Below are 18,647 nucleotides of genomic sequence, written 5' to 3' on the forward strand. Positions count from 1 at the left end.
ACCATGCGCAGAGTCGTCACCGGCCATGACGAGAACGGCAAGTCGGTCGTCGTCAGCGACGGCCCCGTCCCGCGCAGCCGGGAGTTCACCAGCCTGCCGGGCTGGGTGTCCCGACTGCCGTGGGCCACCGACCCCGGCGAACCGGTCAGCAGGGCGGGAGAGGACCCCACGCCGAAGGTCACCACCTTTCTTCCGGCACCCGGCGGCACCCGGTTCGTCATCCTGACCTTTCCGCCTGAGGCCGCGTTCACCGACCCGGCGTTCGACCCTGTGGCCTACGACCGGGAACAGCGGGCGGACTCGCCCGGTATCGCCGAACTCATCGAGGCCGACGGCATGCACGCGACGCCGACCGTGGACTACGGCATCGTGCTCGGGGGCGAGATCGTCCTCGAACTCGACGACGGAAACTGCACCCAGCTCTCGGCAGGCGACATCGTGATCCAGAACGGCACCCGGCACGCCTGGCGCAACCGCAGCGGACAACCGTCCACGGTGGCGTTCGTCCTCATCGGCGCGGAACCCGAACACTGAGGGCGTGGCCGGAGGGCGTCTTGCGGGCCGAGATCGGCAACCCGGACCGTTCTGGGCCCCGGTCGGCCTGCCGAGCGTGACCTGGAATCCGACGCATCCGGCGGCCACGCTCAGGCGGGCCGACGGAGGGCGCTGGCCAGGCCCTGGCTCACCCGCCCGTTCCGCAGCACTCGCGGAGTGAGGAGGCAGTACGTACGGCGGCTCCTTGTACTCCTCGTCCATCGACGAGGCCACGGCCTGGGCGGTGTCGGTGCCGATGAGGTCGAGCAGGCGCGACGGCCCCGCGAGGTGCGCGCACCCGAGTTCCATGCCCCGGTCGATGTCGTCGGGCAGCGCGGAGCCCGACTCCATCCGTACCGCGCTGAGCAGGTAGGGCACGAGGAGGGCGTTGACGACGAAGCCGGAACGATCTGGGGCCTGGATGGCCTGATTGCCCAGCTGCTCGACGAAGCCGCGGGACCACGGCGCCGCAGCGACCTGCCGGCTTCGTGGCCTGGACCGCCGGGGTCACGGGTGACAAGAAATAGCCCCGCCGCGGACGACAACCGCCCGCCCGGGACGGTCGGGGCTCGGGCGGGCAGATCCGTGGAGGAGGCCAGGCCTCGGACCAGCGGCCACAGCGCCGCGGTCAGGACGAAACCGACGCAGACCGTCACGGTCCGTCAGGGCCGTCCAGGTGCGCGCAGGCCCGCCGCCACGTCGCACCCACGCCCATCGCCAGGATGGCCAGGGACAATTTCGTTCCCCCCGCCCCCCTTTGGCGCGTCATCGCCCGCGGCGTCGTCGGCCTCCCAGCGCAGCAGGTCGCCCGGCTGGCACTCGAGTACCTCGCAGAGCGCGGCGAGGGTCGCGAAGCGTACCGCCTTGGCGCGGCCGTTCTTGAGTACCGCCAGGTTGGCGGGCGTGATCCCCACGCGGTCCGCGAGCTCGCCCACGGACATCTTCCGCTTGGCCAGCATCACATCGATGTCGACGGCGATCGGCATCAGATCACCTCGTCCAACTCGGCCTGCATCTGCGCCGCTTCGACGTCGCGAGCGACGGCCTGGGCGAGCAGCATCCGCAGCACGAGCACGATGAGGGCGACCCCCAGGATGGCCACGTCGATGCCGCCCATGATGACGGTGACGCCCGGGTCGTCCCGCTGGCCCGGCGCATTGACGATGGTGACCGCGAACCACACGAGGGCGGCCGCCACGATCGCGCCGATCACGCCGTCCACGTATCGGAATGCGGCGTGGGAGAACACGGTTCCGCGTCGCACCATCGTCACCAGCCGCCCTACACAGACGGCGGTGACCTGGACCGACACCATGCCCAGGATCGTGATCACGCGCAGTGCGGTCAGGGGGAGCGACCCGTCCTCCGGGTCGTTCCCGCTGACCAACGTCCACACCATCAACGTCTGTACCAGCACGGTGCCGACGAGCACCACCACGAGCACGGCACGCAGCGCACCCACGGTCAGCTTTCCCATGTCCCGCCCTTCCATCGAGTTGCGATGGAAACCTATCGATATTCGATAGGTTGGGCAAGGTCAGGGAGGGCATGCGGATGAGGAAGTGCTGTGCGCCAGGGGGTTGGTGAGCGGGGCCGCGAGGCGATCCCTGCCCAAAGTCCCGTCGGTGGTTGCTTCTTGCTTGCCGGGGTGGGGTGAGGTTGCCGGTTCGGGGCACTCGGGAGGTGACACATCAGCTCACGCCAGGAGGTACGTCATGATCGCGCTCGGCATCATTCTGCTTGTCGTCGGTTTCCTCACCGGCATATCGATCTTGTGGACCCTCGGCATCATCTTGGCCGTAGTGGGTGCCGTTTTCTGGCTGATGGGATCCATGGGGCACGCTGTCGCCGGCCGACGTCACTATTGGTGACCGCAGCCGTCCTCGAACGGCGCCTGACCCAAGGGCTGGTCCCGGCCGAGCGTTTGGTCCCGGGTCAGGTTCCGCGTCACTGCAGGGGGGCTTTGCCGCGACGCCGGGAGACCTGCGCCGGGAGACCTGTGCCACCCGCAGCGACAAGCGGTGGTTGCTGACTGCGGTCGGCGCCACCGCCTCGAACACCTCGGGTCCGCCGCCTCCGACGTCGTACTGGTCGAGAAACACGGGGTCGGCATCCAGAGGCCGGCCGGGAGGACGTACGGGACCTCCGGCAGCACGACCGCGTTCGTCGGCGGCCAGGTTTTCTCGGCCTCGAACGCCACTTCTTCAACGCCTCGTACCACCACGTTCCCCCGACGAGCGGTTGAGCTCATATTGACGTATCGCAATGCCTCGATATGATCTCGGCATGTCGACCTCCGCCGCCGTCCCCACCGCCCTGATCGTTCACGCTCATCCCGAGCCCGACTCGTTCAGCACCGCCCAGATGGCCGCCGCCGCTCAGGCTCTCCGTGGCGCCGGCTACCAAGTCGACGTCCTGGACCTCTACAACGACGCCTGGGCCCCGGTCCTCGCCCGGGAGGAGTTCGCCCCCGTGGACGGCCCGTTCAAGCCGCAGGCCGAGCAGATGCGCGCGGTCCGGGACGGCACACTGGACGAGGGCGTCAAGGACCATCTGGAGCGGCTGCTCGCCGCCGATCTTCTCGTGCTGTCGTTCCCGCTGTGGTGGTTCTCGCTGCCGGCCATCCTCAAGGGGTGGATCGACCGGGTGTTCGTCATGGGCGCCCTCTTCGGCGGGGACCACGGGCTCTTCGGCGACGCCGCGCTCGCCGGCAGGCGGGCGATGCTGCTGTTCACGACCGGCGGCCCCAGTGAGGCGTTCCGGCCTGGTGGCGCCTTCGGCGCGGTGGACGACTTCCTGTTCCACATCCACCGCGGAATGCTGGAGTTCGTCGGCTACCAGGTCCTCGAACCCGTGATCACCTACGGGCCGGCCCACCTGACCGACGAGGAGAGGGCCGCGGCGCTGGAGGCGGTCCAGGAGTCCGTCGCGCTCACCGCGACGGCTTCCCTCTCCGCCGTCCGCTGACGGCACGGCAGGTCCACGCCGACGCCGGCCCCGCTCGGTGCCCGAGCGGGGCCGGCGTCACCGTACCGCCGAGGCGGTGACGCCGTGCCGTACCGCTGCCGGGTCCTGGGCCACCGGAGCGGTCGCGCTGCCCAGGAGTCGCAGTGCCGCCTCCGACGGTGAGCCGGGCTCGGCCGTGTAGGCGATCAGGTGCTGGCCCGAGGTGCCCGGGATGACGAGATTCTCGAAGCTGAGTTCCATCGCGCCGACCAGCGGGTGACGCAGGTGCTTCACTCCGGAGGTGCAGGTGTGCACCGGGTGCCGAGCCCACAGAGACGCGAACTCATCGCTGTTCATGGTGAGTTGGCCGACGAGCTCGGCCAGCGAGCGGTCGTCGGGGTGGCGGCCGGCGACCAGACGCAGGGCTGCCACGGCGAGTTGGGCCTGGTCGTCCCAGTTCGTGTACAACTCCCGGTACTGCTCGTCCAGGAAGAGCATCCGGGTCAGGTTGGGGCGGTCGCCGGGCGTGTCGGGGCTCTCGGCCGCCAGGTGTCCGGCGAGCAGGGCGTGACCCAGGTGGTTCCAGGCGAGGACGTCGTTGCGCCGGTCCATGACGACGGCCGGTACGCCGGTCATGGCCTTCAGCAGCTGCCGGGCGGAGGCGCCGGCGTGAGCCACCCGGGGCGGTGCGGGGCGGGACGACGCGGCGGCGGGACGGGCCAGGTCCTTCAGATGGGCCGTCTCGTCGTCGGTGAGGCGCAGGGTGCGCGCGATCGCCTCCAGCAGACCGTCGGAGGCGTTGGTGGCGCGGCCCTGTTCGAGGCGGGTGTAGTGGGTGATGCTGACGTTGGCCAGCATCGCCAGTTCCTCCCGGCGCAGCCCGGTGACACGGCGGCGGGACGGGTGCGGGGTGATGCCGACTTCCTCGGGGCGCAGCGCGGCGCGGCGCGACTTGAGGAAGTCTCCCAGCTCGGACGTGGCGTCCATTCATGCCTCCAGGCCGGCGGAGTGCGTCAGGCCGTGGCCACTGACTTCCCGTGCTGCCCGCCGGGCCCGAAGTGCCCGTAGCGGTAAGGATGCTCCTGCCATGACTACCCTCGTAACGGTCGGGGAGTGCGTCGGGCTGTGGCCACTGACCTCCCATGATGCCCGCCGGTCCCAACGGCCGGTAGCGGTAAGGGTAGTCGTGTGATGACCACCCTCGTGATGGCTGTGCAGGGCAGGGTTCTGGCTGGGAATCCGGGCGCCGCCGATCCTTTTCCGCAACAGCGCGTGACGTGACCGAGCGTGCCGCGTGCCAGGAACCATGAGGAAAAGGACTCGACGTCATGTCTGTCACTGATTCGGAGGCGGCCGGTACCGCGCCCGGTCCTGCCGTCGACACGGCACCAGCCGAAGCCGTGCTCACCCCCCGGCTCCGGCTGGTGCTGGTACTGCTGCTCGCAACGCAGTTCATGCTGGCCGTGGACTTCGCCATCCTGAACGTGGCGCTGCCGGTGCTCGGCAACGGGCTGGGCTTCTCGCTGGCGCACCTGCAGTGGATCGGCACCTCGTTCGCGCTGTGCGCGGCCGGCTTCACCCTGCTCTTCGGCCGGGTCGCGGACCTGTTCGGCCGCCGCCGGGTGTTCCTCGGCGGCCTCGTGGTCCTGGGCGCGGCCTCCCTCATGGGCGGGCTGGCGCAGAACCCGGAGATGCTGATCACGGCCCGCGTCTTCCAGGGGCTGGCCACCGCCGCCGTGACTCCGGCGGCGCTGTCGCTGATGACGACCTCGTTCCCGGAGGGCCCGCTGCGCCAGAAGGCGCTCGGCCTCAACGGGGCACTGATGTCCAGCGGGTTCACCACCGGCGCCATCCTCGGCGGCGTGCTCACCGACCTGCTGTCGTGGCGATGGGCGTTCTTCATCAACGTGCCCGTCGCCCTCGCGGTACTGATCATCGCCCCGAGGATCATCAAGGAGTCCCGCCTCGACGAGCGCCCCGAGCTGGACCTGCCCGGCGCCGTCAGCGTCACGCTCGGTCTGCTCGCCGTCATCTTCGGGCTCACCCAGGCGGGCGAGAAGGGCTGGGGCTCGCCAGGCGCCCTGTTGTCCCTGGCGGCGGGTGTGGTGCTGCTGGTGATCTTCTACGTCGTCGAGCGCACGGTGTCCGCGCCGCTGGTGCCGCTCAGCGTGCTCGGCAAGCGGTCGGTGGCCTGGGGCAACGTCGCCGGTCTGATCGCCTTCGCCACCTTCACCTCCCTGGTCTTCCCGCTGACCCTCTACCTGCAGGAGGTGCTCGGCTACTCCGCGCTCGTCGCCGGCCTGTCCTTCGGCTTCCTCGGCCTGGGCACGGTGACCGGCGGCGTCACGGCCTCGAGGGTCATCGGGAAAATCGGTACCAAGTGGACGCTGATCGTGGGCGGCGTCCTGCAGACCGTGTTCACCGCGGCCCTGGTCGGCCTCGGCGACGACCGCTCGTGGATGGGGCTGATGCTGGTCGCCAGCTTCCTCGGCGGTGTCGGCAACATGCTCGCCATCGTGGGCTTCATGGTGACCGCCACCTCGGGGCTCGCCGACCACGAGCAGGGCCTGGCCACCGGCCTCGCCACCATGACCCAGCAGGTCGGCATCACGATGGGCACGCCGGTCATGAGCGCCGTCGTCACCGCCGCCATGGCCGGCACCGGAGCCTCGGCCGTCCTCGGCGGTCTGAAGGTCGCGATCGCGGTGAACGCCGCCATCGTGCTCGTCGGCCTCCTCACCAGTGCCGTGTTCCTGCGCAGCGACCGGTCGACCAAGCGGTAACCGACAGGCGGTACGAGCCACCCGGGTGCCGTTCCTCCGTGGGGGAGGGAGCCCCGGGTGCTCGACGCCGTTCGTGCTGAGGTGGTCTTCGCGGCTCGCGCAGCCTCAACGCATCGAATATCGTCGATGCGACCACAGTCGGCTCCGCTTCAGCACCGGAAGGCGCATGACGACATGCCCGTGACAGGCGACCTCACGACCCTGATCGAACCCCTCAAGGCGCTCGCCAACCCCGTGCGGTTCCAGGTGCTGCAGTGGCTGCGTGATCCGGAAGAGCACTTTCCGGTCGATCCGGCTGTCACCGATCCGCGCGCGGTCGGCGTCTGTGTCAGCCACATCCAGGCCAAGACCGGACTCGCGCAGTCCACGGTCTCGGCCTATATGGCGGTGCTCGAACGCGCGGGACTCGTGCGCTCCACGCGGGTCGGGAAGTGGACCCACTACCGGCGGGACGAAGAGCGCATCGCCTTGCTCGTCGAGGAGTTCAAGCGGGAGGTCGGGGAAGGGCCCACCGGAGATCTGCTGTCCCCGTGAGCCCGGGTGCCGGATTCGGCACCCGGGGCGAGGGGCCGTCAGCCGACGGTTCCGGTCACCGCACTGCCGGACTTCGTCACGTGGTACGTCACGGTGGCTCCGCTCCAGAAGTGGAAGGTGAGTGTCGCAGGCGCACCGTCGCGCAGTGCGTTGAGGTAGTCGGGGGTGAGAGTGAGGGCGTTGTTGGAGTAGTCGGGGGAGAAGGCGCCGTTGAACTCCTGGTAGGGGGTCCAGCTGGTGTTGCCGGCGTTGGTGCCGTCGGCGTAGGTCGACTCCATGGTCGCGAGCTGGTCACCGCGGTACTGGGTGGGGATGGTGAGACCGCCGGTGGTGCCGGTGGCGTCGGAGAGCACCGGCCGGTCGTAGGTGATCACTCGGATCGGCCAGGCGAGACCGGCGGAGAACCTGGCCTCGATCGTCGCGTTGGTCCCGTAGGCGCGGTTGCCGGCCAGTCGGGTCAGCGCGGAGGCCGTGAGCGTGAGCTGGTTGCCGGAGACGGTGTAGTCCCGGCCCTGGGCGAGTTGCGTGGTGCCCTGCCAGAGGCCGCGGAACGTCAGGCCGTTGGGGTTGAGGGTGAGCGTCTGGGCCGTGATCGCACTGGACTTCGCCAGGAAGACCTGGTCCGAGGAAGCCGTTCCCGAGCGGGTGGTCCAGCTCGACCTGATCCGGTTGATCAACTCAGGGTCGGTCCACTGCAGCGTGGTGCGGCTCAGGTAGGCGAAGGTTCCGGGGTCCCACAGGGCCGTGGTCACTCCGGCGGCGCGGGCCTCGTAGCCGAACTGCTCGAAGTACTTGAAGGCCTCGCCCCGTTCGACGCGGGAGGGGTGGTTGCTGTCGGGGTAGGCCAGCAGCCCGTACTCACCGAGGTAGACGGGTATTCCCTTGGAGGTGAAAGTGGCGCGGAGCCGGGTGAAGTTGTCGGTCATGTCCTGCTGCGAGGTGGCGTCGAAGCGCGTGCCGCCCGCGACGTTCACGCTGAACGGGTAGTAGCCGTAGTAGTGCACGGTGACCACGAGGTTGGGGTCGTTGAGCGACGTCATCTCGCCGGCCAGGGCGTCCAGGAAGGTCTGCCCGGAATTGGTGTGCAGGGTGGGCAGCACGAGCAGACGCGTCGCGTTGTTGCCACCGGACTGGCGCACGACGGTGTGGAACGCGGTGTTCAGTTCGTCGTTGTACTGGATGCCCTGGGCGTCGGTGGTGTTGTTGAACTGCGGCTCGTTGTTGCTCTCGAAGAGCAGCGTCTGGGAGGAGTCCCTGAACGTGGTGGCGATCTGGGTCCAGGTCGCCTTGAAGCGGGCCAGGACGTTGTCATGGTCGGTGGGCATGGAGGAGATCCACTGCCAGGAGTCGTGATGGATGTTGAGCACGACGTAGAGGCCGTCCGCCTGCGCCCAGTCGACCACCTGCTTGACGCGGTTCATCCAGGTCGCGTCGATCGTGTACGGGGCCGTGGCGGACTGGTGGCCCGACCAGGTGACGGGAATGCGGACGCTGCGGAAGCCCTGGGCCTTGATGGTGTCCAACAGGGGTTTGGTGACCGCGGGGTTGCCCCAGGACGTCTCGTCGGGGATGGCGTCGAGGCTGTTGCCCAGGTTCCAGCTGGGCTGCATCGCGGCCACGGCGCTCATGGGGCTGAGTGCCTTGGCACTGACTGTCGCGGACGCGTCCTTGTGGGCCGGTGCCGCGAAGGCGGCGGTGCTGGTCAGCCCGATCGCGGCGATCAGCGCCACCACGAGGCCGAGCAGCCGGCCGGGGCCGCTTCTGCGGCGGCCGGTGGGGGAGTGCGTTCCCTTCATCTTCGATCCTTCTCTGTCGGTCGAGCGGACGTTCCGCCCGTGGGGGGAAAGGAGCTCAACGCAGGGCGGGCCGTCCTTGGGCGGCGGCCCGAACTGGTTCAGGGGACGAGCGGCTCGTAGTCGAACCAGTCGAAGTGGACCGTGCCGGCCGCCGCGTACAGGCCGATGACCCGTCCGGTGAAGCCGCCGGCCACCTCGGTCGACAGGTAGCGGCCGTCGAGCTCGCCGAGAGAGGTGAAGGCGCCGTCCGGCTCCTCGATGCCGAGCGTGAGGAGGTCGGGACCGGTGCGGGGGCCCTTGTCAGGGGCGTCGGAGACCTGGAGGCGGAGCACCACGGGACCGGCGGGCACGGACCGTGATCCCACGACCGTGCGCAACGGTCCGACCCGGCCGAGGACGCGCACCTCGCCCTCGGCCGCCTCGATCTCGTAGTGATGCTCCTCGTCGAGGCGGACGGCGAGACCACCGCGCCCCTCGGCCGGGTCGATCAGAGCCCGCACCCGGCACGACAGGTGCTCCTGGCGACGGCCGACGAACACGACGTCCGGCTCGTCCAGGGAGTCACCGCGGGCGCGCAGGGTCAAGTGGCCGGACCGCTCCTTGGTGGTGCAGTACTCGGCGGGACGGTCGCGCACGGAGATCCACCGCGGCCGCAGCTCGCTGAGGTCGAAGTCGTCCCGGACCTCCTCGGCGGGGCCAGGGACGAGCGGCCAGGCGGGCACGGGCAGGACGGACGGCACCTCGTCGACGACCGGCCAGTCGTCCACCCACTTCACCGGCGCGAGGAAGGTCTCGCGGCCCAGCACATGCCAGCCGGGGGTGCCGCCCCGCGGCCGGACGCCCAGCAGCACCATCCACCAGGAGCCGTCAGGGCCTTGGACCAGATCCGCGTGCCCGGTGTTCTGGACGGGGTGGTGGGTGCCCCGGTGGGTGAGGACCGGGTTGTCCGGGCACGGTTCGAAAGGGCCGTCGGGTGTGCGGCCGCGTGCGATCGAGACACTGTGACCGCGCTCGGTGCCGCCCTCGGCGATGAGGAGGTACCAGTAGGCGCCGATGCGATACAGGTGCGGGGCCTCGGGGGCCATGGCACCGCGGGTGCCGGCCCAGACCTTGCGCGGCGGTCCGAAGGTCTCCCCGGTGTACGGGTCGATGCGGACCTGTCCGCCGCCGGCGGAGGTGCACCAGCAGGTGCCGTTCTCGTCCCAGGCCAAATCCGGGTCGATACCCGGAACGCCGGGCAGGCGGACGGGATCGGACCAGGGGCCGGCGGGGTCGGTCGCGGTGAACAGCACGTTGCCGCCGCCCTCGGCCACATTGGTGACGATCAGCCAGAAGCGGCCGTCGTGGTGGCGCAGGGTAGGAGCGTAGATGCCGCCGGACGACAAGGTGGCGGCGGTGAGGCTGAGCTGGCTCGGCCGGTCCAGGGCGTTGCCGAGCTGTGTCCAGTGGACCAGGTCGCGGCTGTGGAAGACGGGGATGGCGGGGAAGTACTCGAAGCTGGAGCAGGCCAGGTAGTAGTCGTCGCCGACGCGGCAGACGCTGGGGTCGGGGTGGAAGCCGGGGATGACGGGGTTGGTCACGGCGGCATCCGCCCGCTGTTTCTCTGACACTCGGTCAAGTTCCTTCCGGGTGAGGTGAGTCGGCATGTTCAGGGGGTGTCCGATGCCGCGTGGGCGAGGCGGAGGAGCACCGCGGAGGGGGCCGCGGGCAGCGTGACGGTGAGATCGGCGGTGTCGTGGTGCCAGGAGGCGACGGCCTGGCTCGCGGCGGGGTAGAGCAGATCGACGCGGGCCGCGCGGCCGTGCAGATGAGACAGCGGGAGCGTGGTGGTGGTCTCCGCACCGGGGCGGCGCCAGACCGTGAGATAGGTGGTGTCCGGGGTGTGGAGCGCCAGGCCGAGCCACGGGTCGTCCCAGGCCGGCAGGCCCAGCGGCCACGCGGGAACGGCCTGGGCCAGGTCGGTCCGGATGGCCTTGTACACGGTGACGGCCTCGTGGACCAGGGCACGGGCCTCGGGCGGCAGGTCCGGGAGCGGCCCGGACAGGTGGATGCGGCCGAGGAGGGCGTTGGCCAGGGTGAAGGCCACCTCGTCCGAGGAGTCCTCCGGCTGCGGGTACGCCCATACGGCGCCCTGTTCGGGGGTGACGGCGGTGGGCGCGGAGGCCGCGATGGGGGCGTAGAGCTGGAGGTTCTGCTGGTCGCTGGTGGACTGCAGTTGCAGCCGGGACAGCAGCGCGTAGTCCCAGCGCATGCCGCCGGAGGAGCAGTTCTCCACCACCAGGTGCGGATAGCGGTCCAGGATGCCGTCGAGCCAGTCGAGGTGGGCCCGGTTGTGGCCGAGCAGTCCGGCGCCCGGGGTCTCGCCGGGGTGGGCGCTGGTACCGGAGCCGGGGTCGATGTTGTGGTCGAGCTTGAGGTAGCCGACGCCCCACTCGCCGACCAGGCGGTCCACGACCTGGTCCAGGTGGGCACGGGCGGCGGGGTGGCGCAGGTCCAGGTGGTGGCGGCCGGTCTCGGTGACGCGGACGCCGTCTCGGCGGAAGAACGCCTCGTCGGGCAGGGACTTGGCCATGGGGCTGCGGACGCCGATCACCTCCGGCTCCAGCCACAGACCGGGCACCATGCCGCGCTCCCGGATGCGGTCCAGCACCTCATGGATCCCGCGCTCGCCGGGAAACCGGGACGCGGCCGGCTCCCAGGCTCCTACGCTGTCCCACCAGCCGCCGTTCTCGCCGTCGTACCATCCTGCGTCGATGACGAAGTACTCTGCGCCCGCCTCGGCCGCCGCGTCGATCAGCGGCAGCAGCTTCTCCGTGGTGGGGTCGCCCATCAGGCAGTTCATGTAGTCGTTGAAGATGACCGGGAGCCGCAGGTGGTCGGCGTGCGGGCGGCGGGCGGCCCGGCGATAGCGGGTGAGCGCGGCGAACGCCTCGTCCGGGCCCCCGGCGTCGCTGAACGCGAGCGCGACGGGCACGGTACGGAACTCCGCGCCCGGCTCCAGCGGTTGCCGCCAGCCGTGATGGATGTCGGTCGGGCCGAACAGCGCGAGGTAGGCCAGCGTGTCGCGCTCGCCGCACTCCCAGTGCCAGCCGCCTGAGTTGTGCTCGATCTGCCACAGCCACGTGCGGCCCTTGCGACGGTCGGTCAGACCGCCCATGGGCAGCCGGCCGCAGCTCGACCACACACCCCGCCCGGTCCGGGTGAACTCGCCCTTGCCGTTGTCGTAGACCACGCGGCCGTCGAGGACCGGCGAGGTCACCCGCATCGGCCGGCGCTGCCAGCGGCATTCGGCGACCCAGTCGTTCTCGGCCCACAGCAGGTCGGCGCCGTCGATGGCCTCCGGACCGTCGGCGAGGGGACCGACGACGAGAGAGGAGACGGACTCCAGGTGCAGGGTGGCGTCCCCCTCGTTGCGCAGGACCACCTCACTGCGCAGTACGGGCACTCCCTCCGGCGAGCGGTAGGTCACCTCGGCGACGAGCCCGGTCTCCGGGTCGTGGAGTTCGACGGTGAGCACATGCCAGCCGCCGTCGCGGGTCGCACGGTGCGCGCGGTGACGCAGCCGCCCGCCGATGTACGAGTCGATGAGGCGCCCGCCCGACCATGCGCGGCCGTCCCCCGCCGCCGTCACCTCCACCAGGGGCAGCGGAGGCCACGACCGCCGCTCGGGAGACCCTCCGCCGGGGAGGCCGAGATGGGTGAGACGGGCGATGCCGTCCTCACCGACGACGATCTCGACCTCCAGGGCCCGGTGGCCCCATCGGACGATCGGGGGTGCGCTGGTCATTGCTGCCTTTCCGAAGAGAGAGGGAGGAGGAAGACCGTGCTCAGGCGATACGGAGTACGGCGCTGCCGCCGGCGGCCAGTTCGGCGGCCGTGCCGCTCGTGAGCAGGTCGTGTGCGGGCTCGGGTGACAGCCTCGACCTGTGGGGGCAGCTCCGGCATCTCCGGGCCCACTCCGGTCTCCTCGAGCAGCCGGGCGACCAGTGCGCCGTAGCCGGCGTCGTCGAGGCGGTTCGAGAGGTACCACCCGTGCCCGGTGCCGAAGCGGTGAGGTGAGCAGAGCCTGTTCTTCATCCGACTGTGCTCCCCGCGGCCTGGCGGTGGCGGCAGGGGTGTGCTGCTCGGCCAGTTGCTTCGGGCACGGATGACGACCGGGGCATCCTCAAGCGCGAGATGGAGCTCCCCGGCGCCAGCCGGTAGGGGAGGAAGCCGGGGTCGGTGGCCACGTCCGGGCTGTTCGACACCAAGGGCATGTCCGGCTTGACGGAGATCCTGGGTGAGTGGACGGGCAGTGCCTTCTTCGGGCCCGACGCCGGCTCGGCCCCGGTCTGGTGCTCGCCGGTTCTGCGGGCCGACAGGGGGCGGGCCATCGCGGCGGCTTCGGCCGCGGCGGACGTTGCGCCGACGACGCCTCTCCGGTTCAACTGGTTGGTCATGACGCGGCGCTTCCCCATCGGCGGACCGAAGCGCGTCGAAGCGCTTCACCTGGCGGGGAACGTTAATGACATGTTTTTGGCTGAACAAGAGGGAAGGACGTCAAGAAACTTTCTTCCTGCTTGGCTGTTGACGGCCCCAGAGGCCGATGGCCAGTGTCGAAGCGCTTCGATTCCTTGCGGCCAGGCTGCTCAGGGGTTTCGTGTGGACGTGCGGGTCTTCGCGTGTCGGGGGCGCCAGTTCGCCGCTGTCCTCGTTGATCGCCTGGATCGGTCCGGAGCCGAAGAGTTCGGTCTGCGAACGGTGGGCTGGCGGTGCCCTTCCAGGTGACGCCGTCGATACATGGGCGGTGCCGGTGTACTGCGGAGGGCAGGTCGCCGACCCTCGGCAGATCCGCCCGGCCGTCCATCGGATTCCGGTGCGCACCAATGAACTCCGCACTCTGTCTACGCAGTCAGAACGGACGCGTCAAGGCTTTCAACGGACTCGGCTGTCTCGCTCGACCAAGGGCTCGGCTGAGCGCCTGCGCAAGGTTACGAATCTGTTCCGGGCGCTTGACGGCCGCCGTATGACTGCGTAGACATGGCAGCGCAGTCAGGCGCACACCGGCCACCATCGGCCACACCGGTCACCATCATCTGGAGCCACCATGAGGCGAGGCGCAGGGCGGGGCGGCAGTTCCGGCGCACCGCGCAGTGTGGATGTGGCCCAGCTGGCGGGTGTCTCCCAGAAGACCGTGTCCCGGGTCTACAACGACGAGCCGTACGTCTCCGCCGAAGTGCGCCGACGCGTCCTGCAAGCCGGTGAGGAACTCGGTTACCGGCTGAACAACGCCGCCCGGGCACTGGCCTCCGGGCGTACCCGGTCCATCGGCGTGGTGACGCTCGGTACCGCCCTGTACGGACCCGCCTCACTGATCATGGGGGTCGAACGCGCCGTACGGGACACGGGATACGCCCTTCGCGTGGTCAACACCCTGGAAGGCGACCCTACGGGCGTCGCCGGTGCCGTCGACTCACTTCTGGAACAGGGCGTCGACGGCATCGTCATCTCCGAGCCGATCGACGACGGGCACGGCGACGACCTCTCCGCCCGCGTCGAGGTACCGGTCCTTGTCCTAGGGGCGCCACCCCTGTCCATGCCCAGGACCCTGGCCGCGGGCGTCGGCGCCGACCTGATGGCGCGTACGGCGACCGAGCACCTGCTGGAACTGGGGCACGACACCGTCCACCATCTCGCCGGTCCATGGCGGTGGTACGCCGCCCGTGACCGGCTGGAGGGCTGGCGGTCCACGCTCGCCGCGTACGGCAGGACGATCCCCCGCGTCGTCGAGGGCGACTGGTCGGCCGCCAGTGGCTACGCGGCGGGTCGCGAGCTGGCCGGCGACCACGACATGACCGCGGTGTTCGCCGCCAACGACGACATGGCGATCGGTCTCATCCGCGCGCTGTCGGAAGCCGGCCGACGGGTGCCGGAGGACGTCAGTGTCGTGGGTTTCGACGACATTCCCGTCGCCGCCTATGTGACTCCCCCTCTCACCACGATGCGCCAGCCCTTCGACACCGTGGCACAGGAGGGGCTCAAACGCCTCGTGCACTCCATCGAGAACCCGGACGCGCCACCCCTGTCGGCCGGTGAACCACCGGTCGACCTCGTGATCCGCGCCTCGACCGGGCCCCCGCCGTCGACCCGGACGACCCCGGGCCGAGACCGGGCCCTGGCCTCATCTCCGCGTGGGAGCCGGACCGGCCCACCCCGGGAGGGAGGTGCATCCACGTCGAGCTGATCAACACCGACCGGCCCTAGAAACGGCGTTCCCAGCCGGACAGGCAACCGTGAGGCGAGCCGCCGTACCGGTCCTGTGCCCGTCGGACTCGTTCACCCGCCTCGCACCCCGGGACAGCTCGTCGCACCGACGACGTGACTCGTCCTCCCCTCCGGGCCGTAGCCACTGAGCGACCTCGCTGCCACAGCTCTCCGCTCCACCCGCAACCCTCCCGTCCACGGGTCTTCACCTCCGCAGCAGGTGGGACCCCCGGGCGGTGTCCGCGAAGACGTGCACCCGTGCCATGTCGACCTCCGTGTCCTGGCCGTCGCGTCCGAGCCTCCCGTCTTCCTCGTCACCCTCCTTCCTCGTCACCCCCCATTCCTCATCACCCTCCTTTCGCACGCCCGTGCTCGGCGTGCGATTCCTCAGCCATCGGCGGGAGTTCGTCATGCGCAGATCCCACTCCACCCCCAGCCAGTCCCAGATGAGCCGCCGGCTCCTGCTCACCGCCGCGGGAGCTGTCTCGTTGGGCGCCGCTCTGTCCGCCTGCGGCGGCGGTGACGGCGGCGGTTCCGCCTCCGCGTCCTCGAAGCCGGTCAGCCAGGCCGACATCGACACGGCGATGAAGAAGCCGACCGAGCTGACGTTCTGGACGTGGGTTCCGGACATCGATCAGGAGGTCGCGCTCTTCGAGAAGAAGTACCCGGCGATCAAGGTCAAGATCGTCAACGCGGGTCAGGGCGTGCAGCACTACACGAAGCTGCGCACCGCGATCAAGGCCGGCAGCGGCGCTCCGGACGTGGCACAGATGGAGTACCAGGCCATACCCACGTTCACGATCACGGACAGCCTCCTGGACCTGAACCCGTTCGGCGCGGCCAAGCTGAAGGACACGTTCGTCGACTGGACCTGGGGACAGGTCAGCGGCCCCAAGGGCGAGATCTGGGCGATCCCCCAGGACACCGGTCCGATGGGCATGCTGTACCGGGCGGACATCTTCGAGAAGCACGGCATCGAGCCGCCGAAGACCTGGGACGACTTCGCCGCCGCGGCCCGCAAGCTGCACAAGGCCGACCCGGAGGTCTACCTGACCAACCTGGCCGGCAACGAGGCGGCCGCCTGGCACGGCCTGCTCTGGCAGGCGGGCGCCAAGCCCTACGCGACCTCCGGCAAGGGCAACGTCTCCATCGACGTCGACGACACCATCTCCAAGAAGCTCGCCGCCTACTGGGGCGGCCTGGCCCAGGAAGGTGTCATCGGCGTCGAGCCGGACTTCACCGACGCCTGGTTCTCCGCGCTCAACAAGGGCAAGTACGCCACCTGGATCACCGCCGCCTGGGGGCCGGTCTTCCTCGCCGGCTCGGCCAAGTCCACCGCGGGCAAGTGGCGGGCCGCCCCGCTGCCGCAGTGGGACACGTCGAAGCCGAGCTCGGGCAACTGGGGCGGTTCGACCAGCGCGGTCATCAAGCAGACCAAGAACCCGATCGCCGCCGCGGTGTTCGCGCAGTTCCTCAACAGCGACCCGGCCAGCGCGAAGCTGTTCAACACCAAGCAGTCGTTCTTCCCGGCGACGAAGCCACTGCTCGAGGACCCGTCCTTCACCGGTGCGGCGGCCCCCTTCTACGGCGGACAGAAGGTCAACCAGGCCTTCGCCGACATCGGCAGGACGGTGAGCCCCGACTTCCAGTGGCCGCCGTTCCTCGACCAGGCCGTCACCGACTGGACCGAGACCGTGGGCACGGCACTCACCAGGAAGAAGGACGCCGTCGCCGCGCTCGACGCGTGGCAGTCGCGGCTCACCACCTACGCCAAGGCCCAGGGCTTCACCGTCAAGGCCCCGTGAGGTCCGGCGGGTCCCGCGCCGATGCCCTCCGGCAGCGACCCGGGACCCGCGCCCGGCCCGCCCCTCCCACAAGGCACCCACCCGAAAGGCCCGATGATGACTGCCACGACCGTGGCCTCCACCGAGGAGCCGCGCCGAGCGGGGCCGAAGCGACGCCCACTCGGTGGCCTGCGTCAAGGTGCGGCAGGTCCCCTGTTCGTCGCACCGTTCATGGTGCTGTTCCTGCTGATGTTCCTCGCCCCGCTCGGCTACGCCGCCTACCTCAGCCTGTTCCGGGAACAGCTCATCGGCGGGAACGCGTTCGTCGGGCTGGACAACTACGTGACAGCCCTGAAGGACCCGCTCCTGCGCCAAGGAGTCCTGCGGGTCGCGACGTTCTTCGTGATCCAGGTCCCGCTGATGCTCCTGCTGGCTCTGGCCTTCGCGCTCGCGCTCGACAGCGGCCTGCTGCGGCTCGCGCGGGTGATCCGCCTGGGCATCTTCGTGCCCTACGCCGTCCCGAGCGTCGTCGCCACCCTGATGTGGGGCTACCTCTACGGCCCGGACTTCGGGCCGTTCGCCCAGCTGAGCGACAAACTCGGTCTGCCGGTCCCGCACTTCCTCAGCGACGGATGGATGCTCGGAAGCCTGGCGAACATCGTGACCTGGGAGTTCGTCGGCTACAACATGATCATCCTGTATGCGGCTCTGCGGACCGTCCCCCCGGAGCTGTACGAGGCGGCGGCGATGGACGGCGCCGGCGCCTGGCGGACCGCCTGGTCCATCAAACTCCCCGCCCTGCGCCCCGCGTTGCTGCTCACCCTGCTGTTCTCCGTGATCGGCAGCTTCCAGCTGTTCAACGAGCCGAAGCTGCTGCAACCCGTCGCACCCGACGTCATCGACAACGCGTACACCGCGAACCTCTACGCCTACTCCCTCGCGTTCACCGGTCAGCAGGTCAACTACTCGGCCGCGGTGTCCTTCTTCCTGGGCCTGGTCATCGTGATCTTCTCCTACGCCGTCCTGTTCCTCGCGAACCGCAGGAGGACCTCGTGACGACCACGACTTCCCCTTCCACGTCCCGGCCGGCCCCGCCCGCCACCACGGCCGGCACCCGGCGGACCGCTCGTGGACAGCGCCGGCGGTCGGCCGGTCGCCGCAGCACACCGCTGACCATCGTGATGCTGGCCGTCCTCGCCTACTTCCTGCTGCCGCTGTTCTGGCTCGCCGTCTCCTCGACCAAGAGCACCCAGGACCTCTTCACCACCTTCGGTCTGTGGTTCTCGCACGCCCCTCAACTACTCGAGAACGTCCACGAGACGGTCACCCACGACGACGGCGTCTTCCTGCACTGGTTGCTCAACACGGTCCTGTACTCCGTCGGCAGCGCACTCGGTGCCGCCCTCCTGGCCGCCGCCGCGGGCTACGGATTCGCCAAGTACCGGTTCCGGGGCAACAACGCGGCCTTCGCCCTGGTACTCGGCGCCATCATGATCCCGACCACCGCCCTGGCCATCCCCACCTATCTGCTCTTCGCGAAGGTGGACCTGGTCAACACGCCCTGGGCGATCGTGCTGCCTTCCCTGGTCAGCCCGTTCGGGCTGTACCTCATGCGCATCTACGCCGCGGACGCCGTCCCGGACAGTCTCCTGGAGGCCGCGCGCATCGACGGGGCCGGTGAACTGCGCATCTTCGTCACGATCGCGCTGCGGCTGCTGGCTCCCGGCCTGGTGACCGTCGTGCTCTTCACCCTCGTGGCGACCTGGAACAACTACTTCCTGCCGTTGATCATGCTCAACGACCCGAAGCTGTACCCCGTCACGGTCGGCCTCTCCTCCTGGGCGTCCCAGGCCTTCGGCGGCGGGAGCGGCGCGAACAGCAACATGCTCGCGCTCGTGGTGACCGGCTCCCTCATCTCCGTCATCCCGCTCGTCGTCGCCTTTCTGCTCCTGCAGCGGTACTGGCAGAGCGGTCTGGCCACCGGCGGCGTCAAGCAGTGACGCCCGGCCGACGTCAGTGCCGACGCA

At 69.8% G+C, this 18,647-nt stretch carries 15 protein-coding genes and 2 pseudogenes; 9 read left to right on the forward strand and 8 right to left on the reverse strand.

Annotated features, from left to right (window positions below; translation table 11 throughout):
- Window positions 1–3 precede the first annotated feature (3 nt).
- Window positions 4–534 (forward strand): cupin domain-containing protein, encoded by a 531-nt coding sequence (locus ACIBJB_RS11725; protein ID WP_398929176.1) that lies wholly within the window; start codon window positions 4–6, stop codon window positions 532–534.
- 183 nt (window positions 535–717) lie between these two features.
- On the opposite strand, the pseudogene ACIBJB_RS11730 reads toward ACIBJB_RS11725, so the two are convergent.
- From ACIBJB_RS11730 to ACIBJB_RS11740, 3 genes and pseudogenes are all read right to left on the reverse strand, one after another.
- Window positions 718–981 (reverse strand): annotated as a pseudogene (locus tag ACIBJB_RS11730) (3-hydroxyacyl-CoA dehydrogenase family protein); the annotation flags it as partial.
- A 323-nt stretch (window positions 982–1,304) separates the two neighbouring features.
- Window positions 1,305–1,520: pseudogene (locus tag ACIBJB_RS11735) on the reverse strand (helix-turn-helix domain-containing protein); the annotation flags it as partial.
- Window positions 1,520–2,011, reverse strand: coding sequence for a DUF2975 domain-containing protein (locus tag ACIBJB_RS11740; RefSeq protein ID WP_398929178.1), 492 nt, complete (start codon window positions 2,009–2,011; stop codon window positions 1,520–1,522). The gene ACIBJB_RS11740 and the pseudogene ACIBJB_RS11735, both read right to left, overlap by 1 nt.
- A gap of 238 nt (window positions 2,012–2,249) precedes the next feature.
- Here ACIBJB_RS11740 and ACIBJB_RS11745 point away from each other — a divergent pair, with 238 nt between their 5' ends.
- Window positions 2,250–2,405 (forward strand): DUF6131 family protein, encoded by a 156-nt coding sequence (locus ACIBJB_RS11745; RefSeq protein WP_088245310.1) that lies wholly within the window; start codon window positions 2,250–2,252, stop codon window positions 2,403–2,405.
- 415 nt (window positions 2,406–2,820) lie between these two features.
- Entirely contained in the window at window positions 2,821–3,501 is a 681-nt protein-coding gene (locus ACIBJB_RS11750; protein WP_398929180.1) for an NAD(P)H-dependent oxidoreductase, read from the forward strand.
- Window positions 3,502–3,558: 57 nt separating this feature from the next.
- On the opposite strand, the gene ACIBJB_RS11755 is transcribed toward ACIBJB_RS11750, so the two are convergent.
- Complete coding sequence (locus ACIBJB_RS11755) at window positions 3,559–4,467, reverse strand: helix-turn-helix transcriptional regulator (RefSeq protein WP_398929182.1); 909 nt, start codon at window positions 4,465–4,467, stop codon at window positions 3,559–3,561.
- Window positions 4,468–4,808: 341 nt separating this feature from the next.
- Between ACIBJB_RS11755 and ACIBJB_RS11760 the strand changes: the two genes are divergently transcribed.
- Complete coding sequence (locus tag ACIBJB_RS11760; protein WP_398929185.1) at window positions 4,809–6,263, forward strand: MFS transporter; 1,455 nt, start codon at window positions 4,809–4,811, stop codon at window positions 6,261–6,263.
- A 174-nt stretch (window positions 6,264–6,437) separates the two neighbouring features.
- Window positions 6,438–6,797, forward strand: coding sequence for an ArsR/SmtB family transcription factor (locus tag ACIBJB_RS11765; RefSeq protein ID WP_398929187.1), 360 nt, complete (start codon window positions 6,438–6,440; stop codon window positions 6,795–6,797).
- A gap of 38 nt (window positions 6,798–6,835) precedes the next feature.
- Here ACIBJB_RS11765 and ACIBJB_RS11770 read toward each other — a convergent pair whose 3' ends face one another.
- The 3 genes from ACIBJB_RS11770 to ACIBJB_RS11780 form a co-directional block, all read right to left on the reverse strand.
- Complete coding sequence (locus ACIBJB_RS11770; RefSeq protein ID WP_398929189.1) at window positions 6,836–8,593, reverse strand: cellulase family glycosylhydrolase; 1,758 nt, start codon at window positions 8,591–8,593, stop codon at window positions 6,836–6,838.
- A gap of 98 nt (window positions 8,594–8,691) precedes the next feature.
- Window positions 8,692–10,203: a glycoside hydrolase family 43 protein gene (locus tag ACIBJB_RS11775; protein WP_398929191.1), complete on the reverse strand. Its 1,512-nt coding sequence runs from the start codon at window positions 10,201–10,203 to the stop codon at window positions 8,692–8,694.
- A 38-nt stretch (window positions 10,204–10,241) separates the two neighbouring features.
- On the reverse strand, window positions 10,242–12,380 hold the full coding sequence (locus ACIBJB_RS11780) for an alpha-galactosidase (RefSeq protein WP_398929193.1): 2,139 nt from the start codon (window positions 12,378–12,380) through the stop codon (window positions 10,242–10,244).
- Window positions 12,381–13,679: 1,299 nt separating this feature from the next.
- On the opposite strand from ACIBJB_RS11780, the gene ACIBJB_RS11785 reads away from it, so the two are divergent.
- Window positions 13,680–14,816 (forward strand): LacI family DNA-binding transcriptional regulator, encoded by a 1,137-nt coding sequence (locus ACIBJB_RS11785; RefSeq protein ID WP_398929195.1) that lies wholly within the window; start codon window positions 13,680–13,682, stop codon window positions 14,814–14,816.
- 225 nt (window positions 14,817–15,041) lie between these two features.
- On the opposite strand, the gene ACIBJB_RS11790 is transcribed toward ACIBJB_RS11785, so the two are convergent.
- Window positions 15,042–15,170 carry a hypothetical protein gene (locus ACIBJB_RS11790; RefSeq protein ID WP_398929197.1) on the reverse strand — a complete coding sequence of 43 codons (129 nt, stop codon included), beginning with the start codon at window positions 15,168–15,170 and terminating at the stop codon, window positions 15,042–15,044.
- 76 nt (window positions 15,171–15,246) lie between these two features.
- Here ACIBJB_RS11790 and ACIBJB_RS11795 point away from each other — a divergent pair, with 76 nt between their 5' ends.
- From ACIBJB_RS11795 to ACIBJB_RS11805, 3 genes are all read left to right on the forward strand, one after another.
- Window positions 15,247–16,641: an ABC transporter substrate-binding protein gene (locus ACIBJB_RS11795; protein ID WP_398929199.1), complete on the forward strand. Its 1,395-nt coding sequence runs from the start codon at window positions 15,247–15,249 to the stop codon at window positions 16,639–16,641.
- A gap of 96 nt (window positions 16,642–16,737) precedes the next feature.
- Window positions 16,738–17,676 (forward strand): carbohydrate ABC transporter permease, encoded by a 939-nt coding sequence (locus ACIBJB_RS11800; protein WP_398929202.1) that lies wholly within the window; start codon window positions 16,738–16,740, stop codon window positions 17,674–17,676.
- A complete protein-coding gene (locus ACIBJB_RS11805; RefSeq protein ID WP_398929204.1) occupies window positions 17,673–18,620 on the forward strand; it encodes a carbohydrate ABC transporter permease in 948 nt (315 codons plus the stop codon). Before ACIBJB_RS11800 ends, ACIBJB_RS11805 begins: the two co-directional genes overlap by 4 nt.
- The last annotated feature ends 27 nt before the right edge of the window (window positions 18,621–18,647 follow it).

Source organism: Streptomyces sp. NPDC050759, from assembly GCF_044456945.1.
GTDB lineage: Bacteria > Actinomycetota > Actinomycetes > Streptomycetales > Streptomycetaceae > Streptomyces.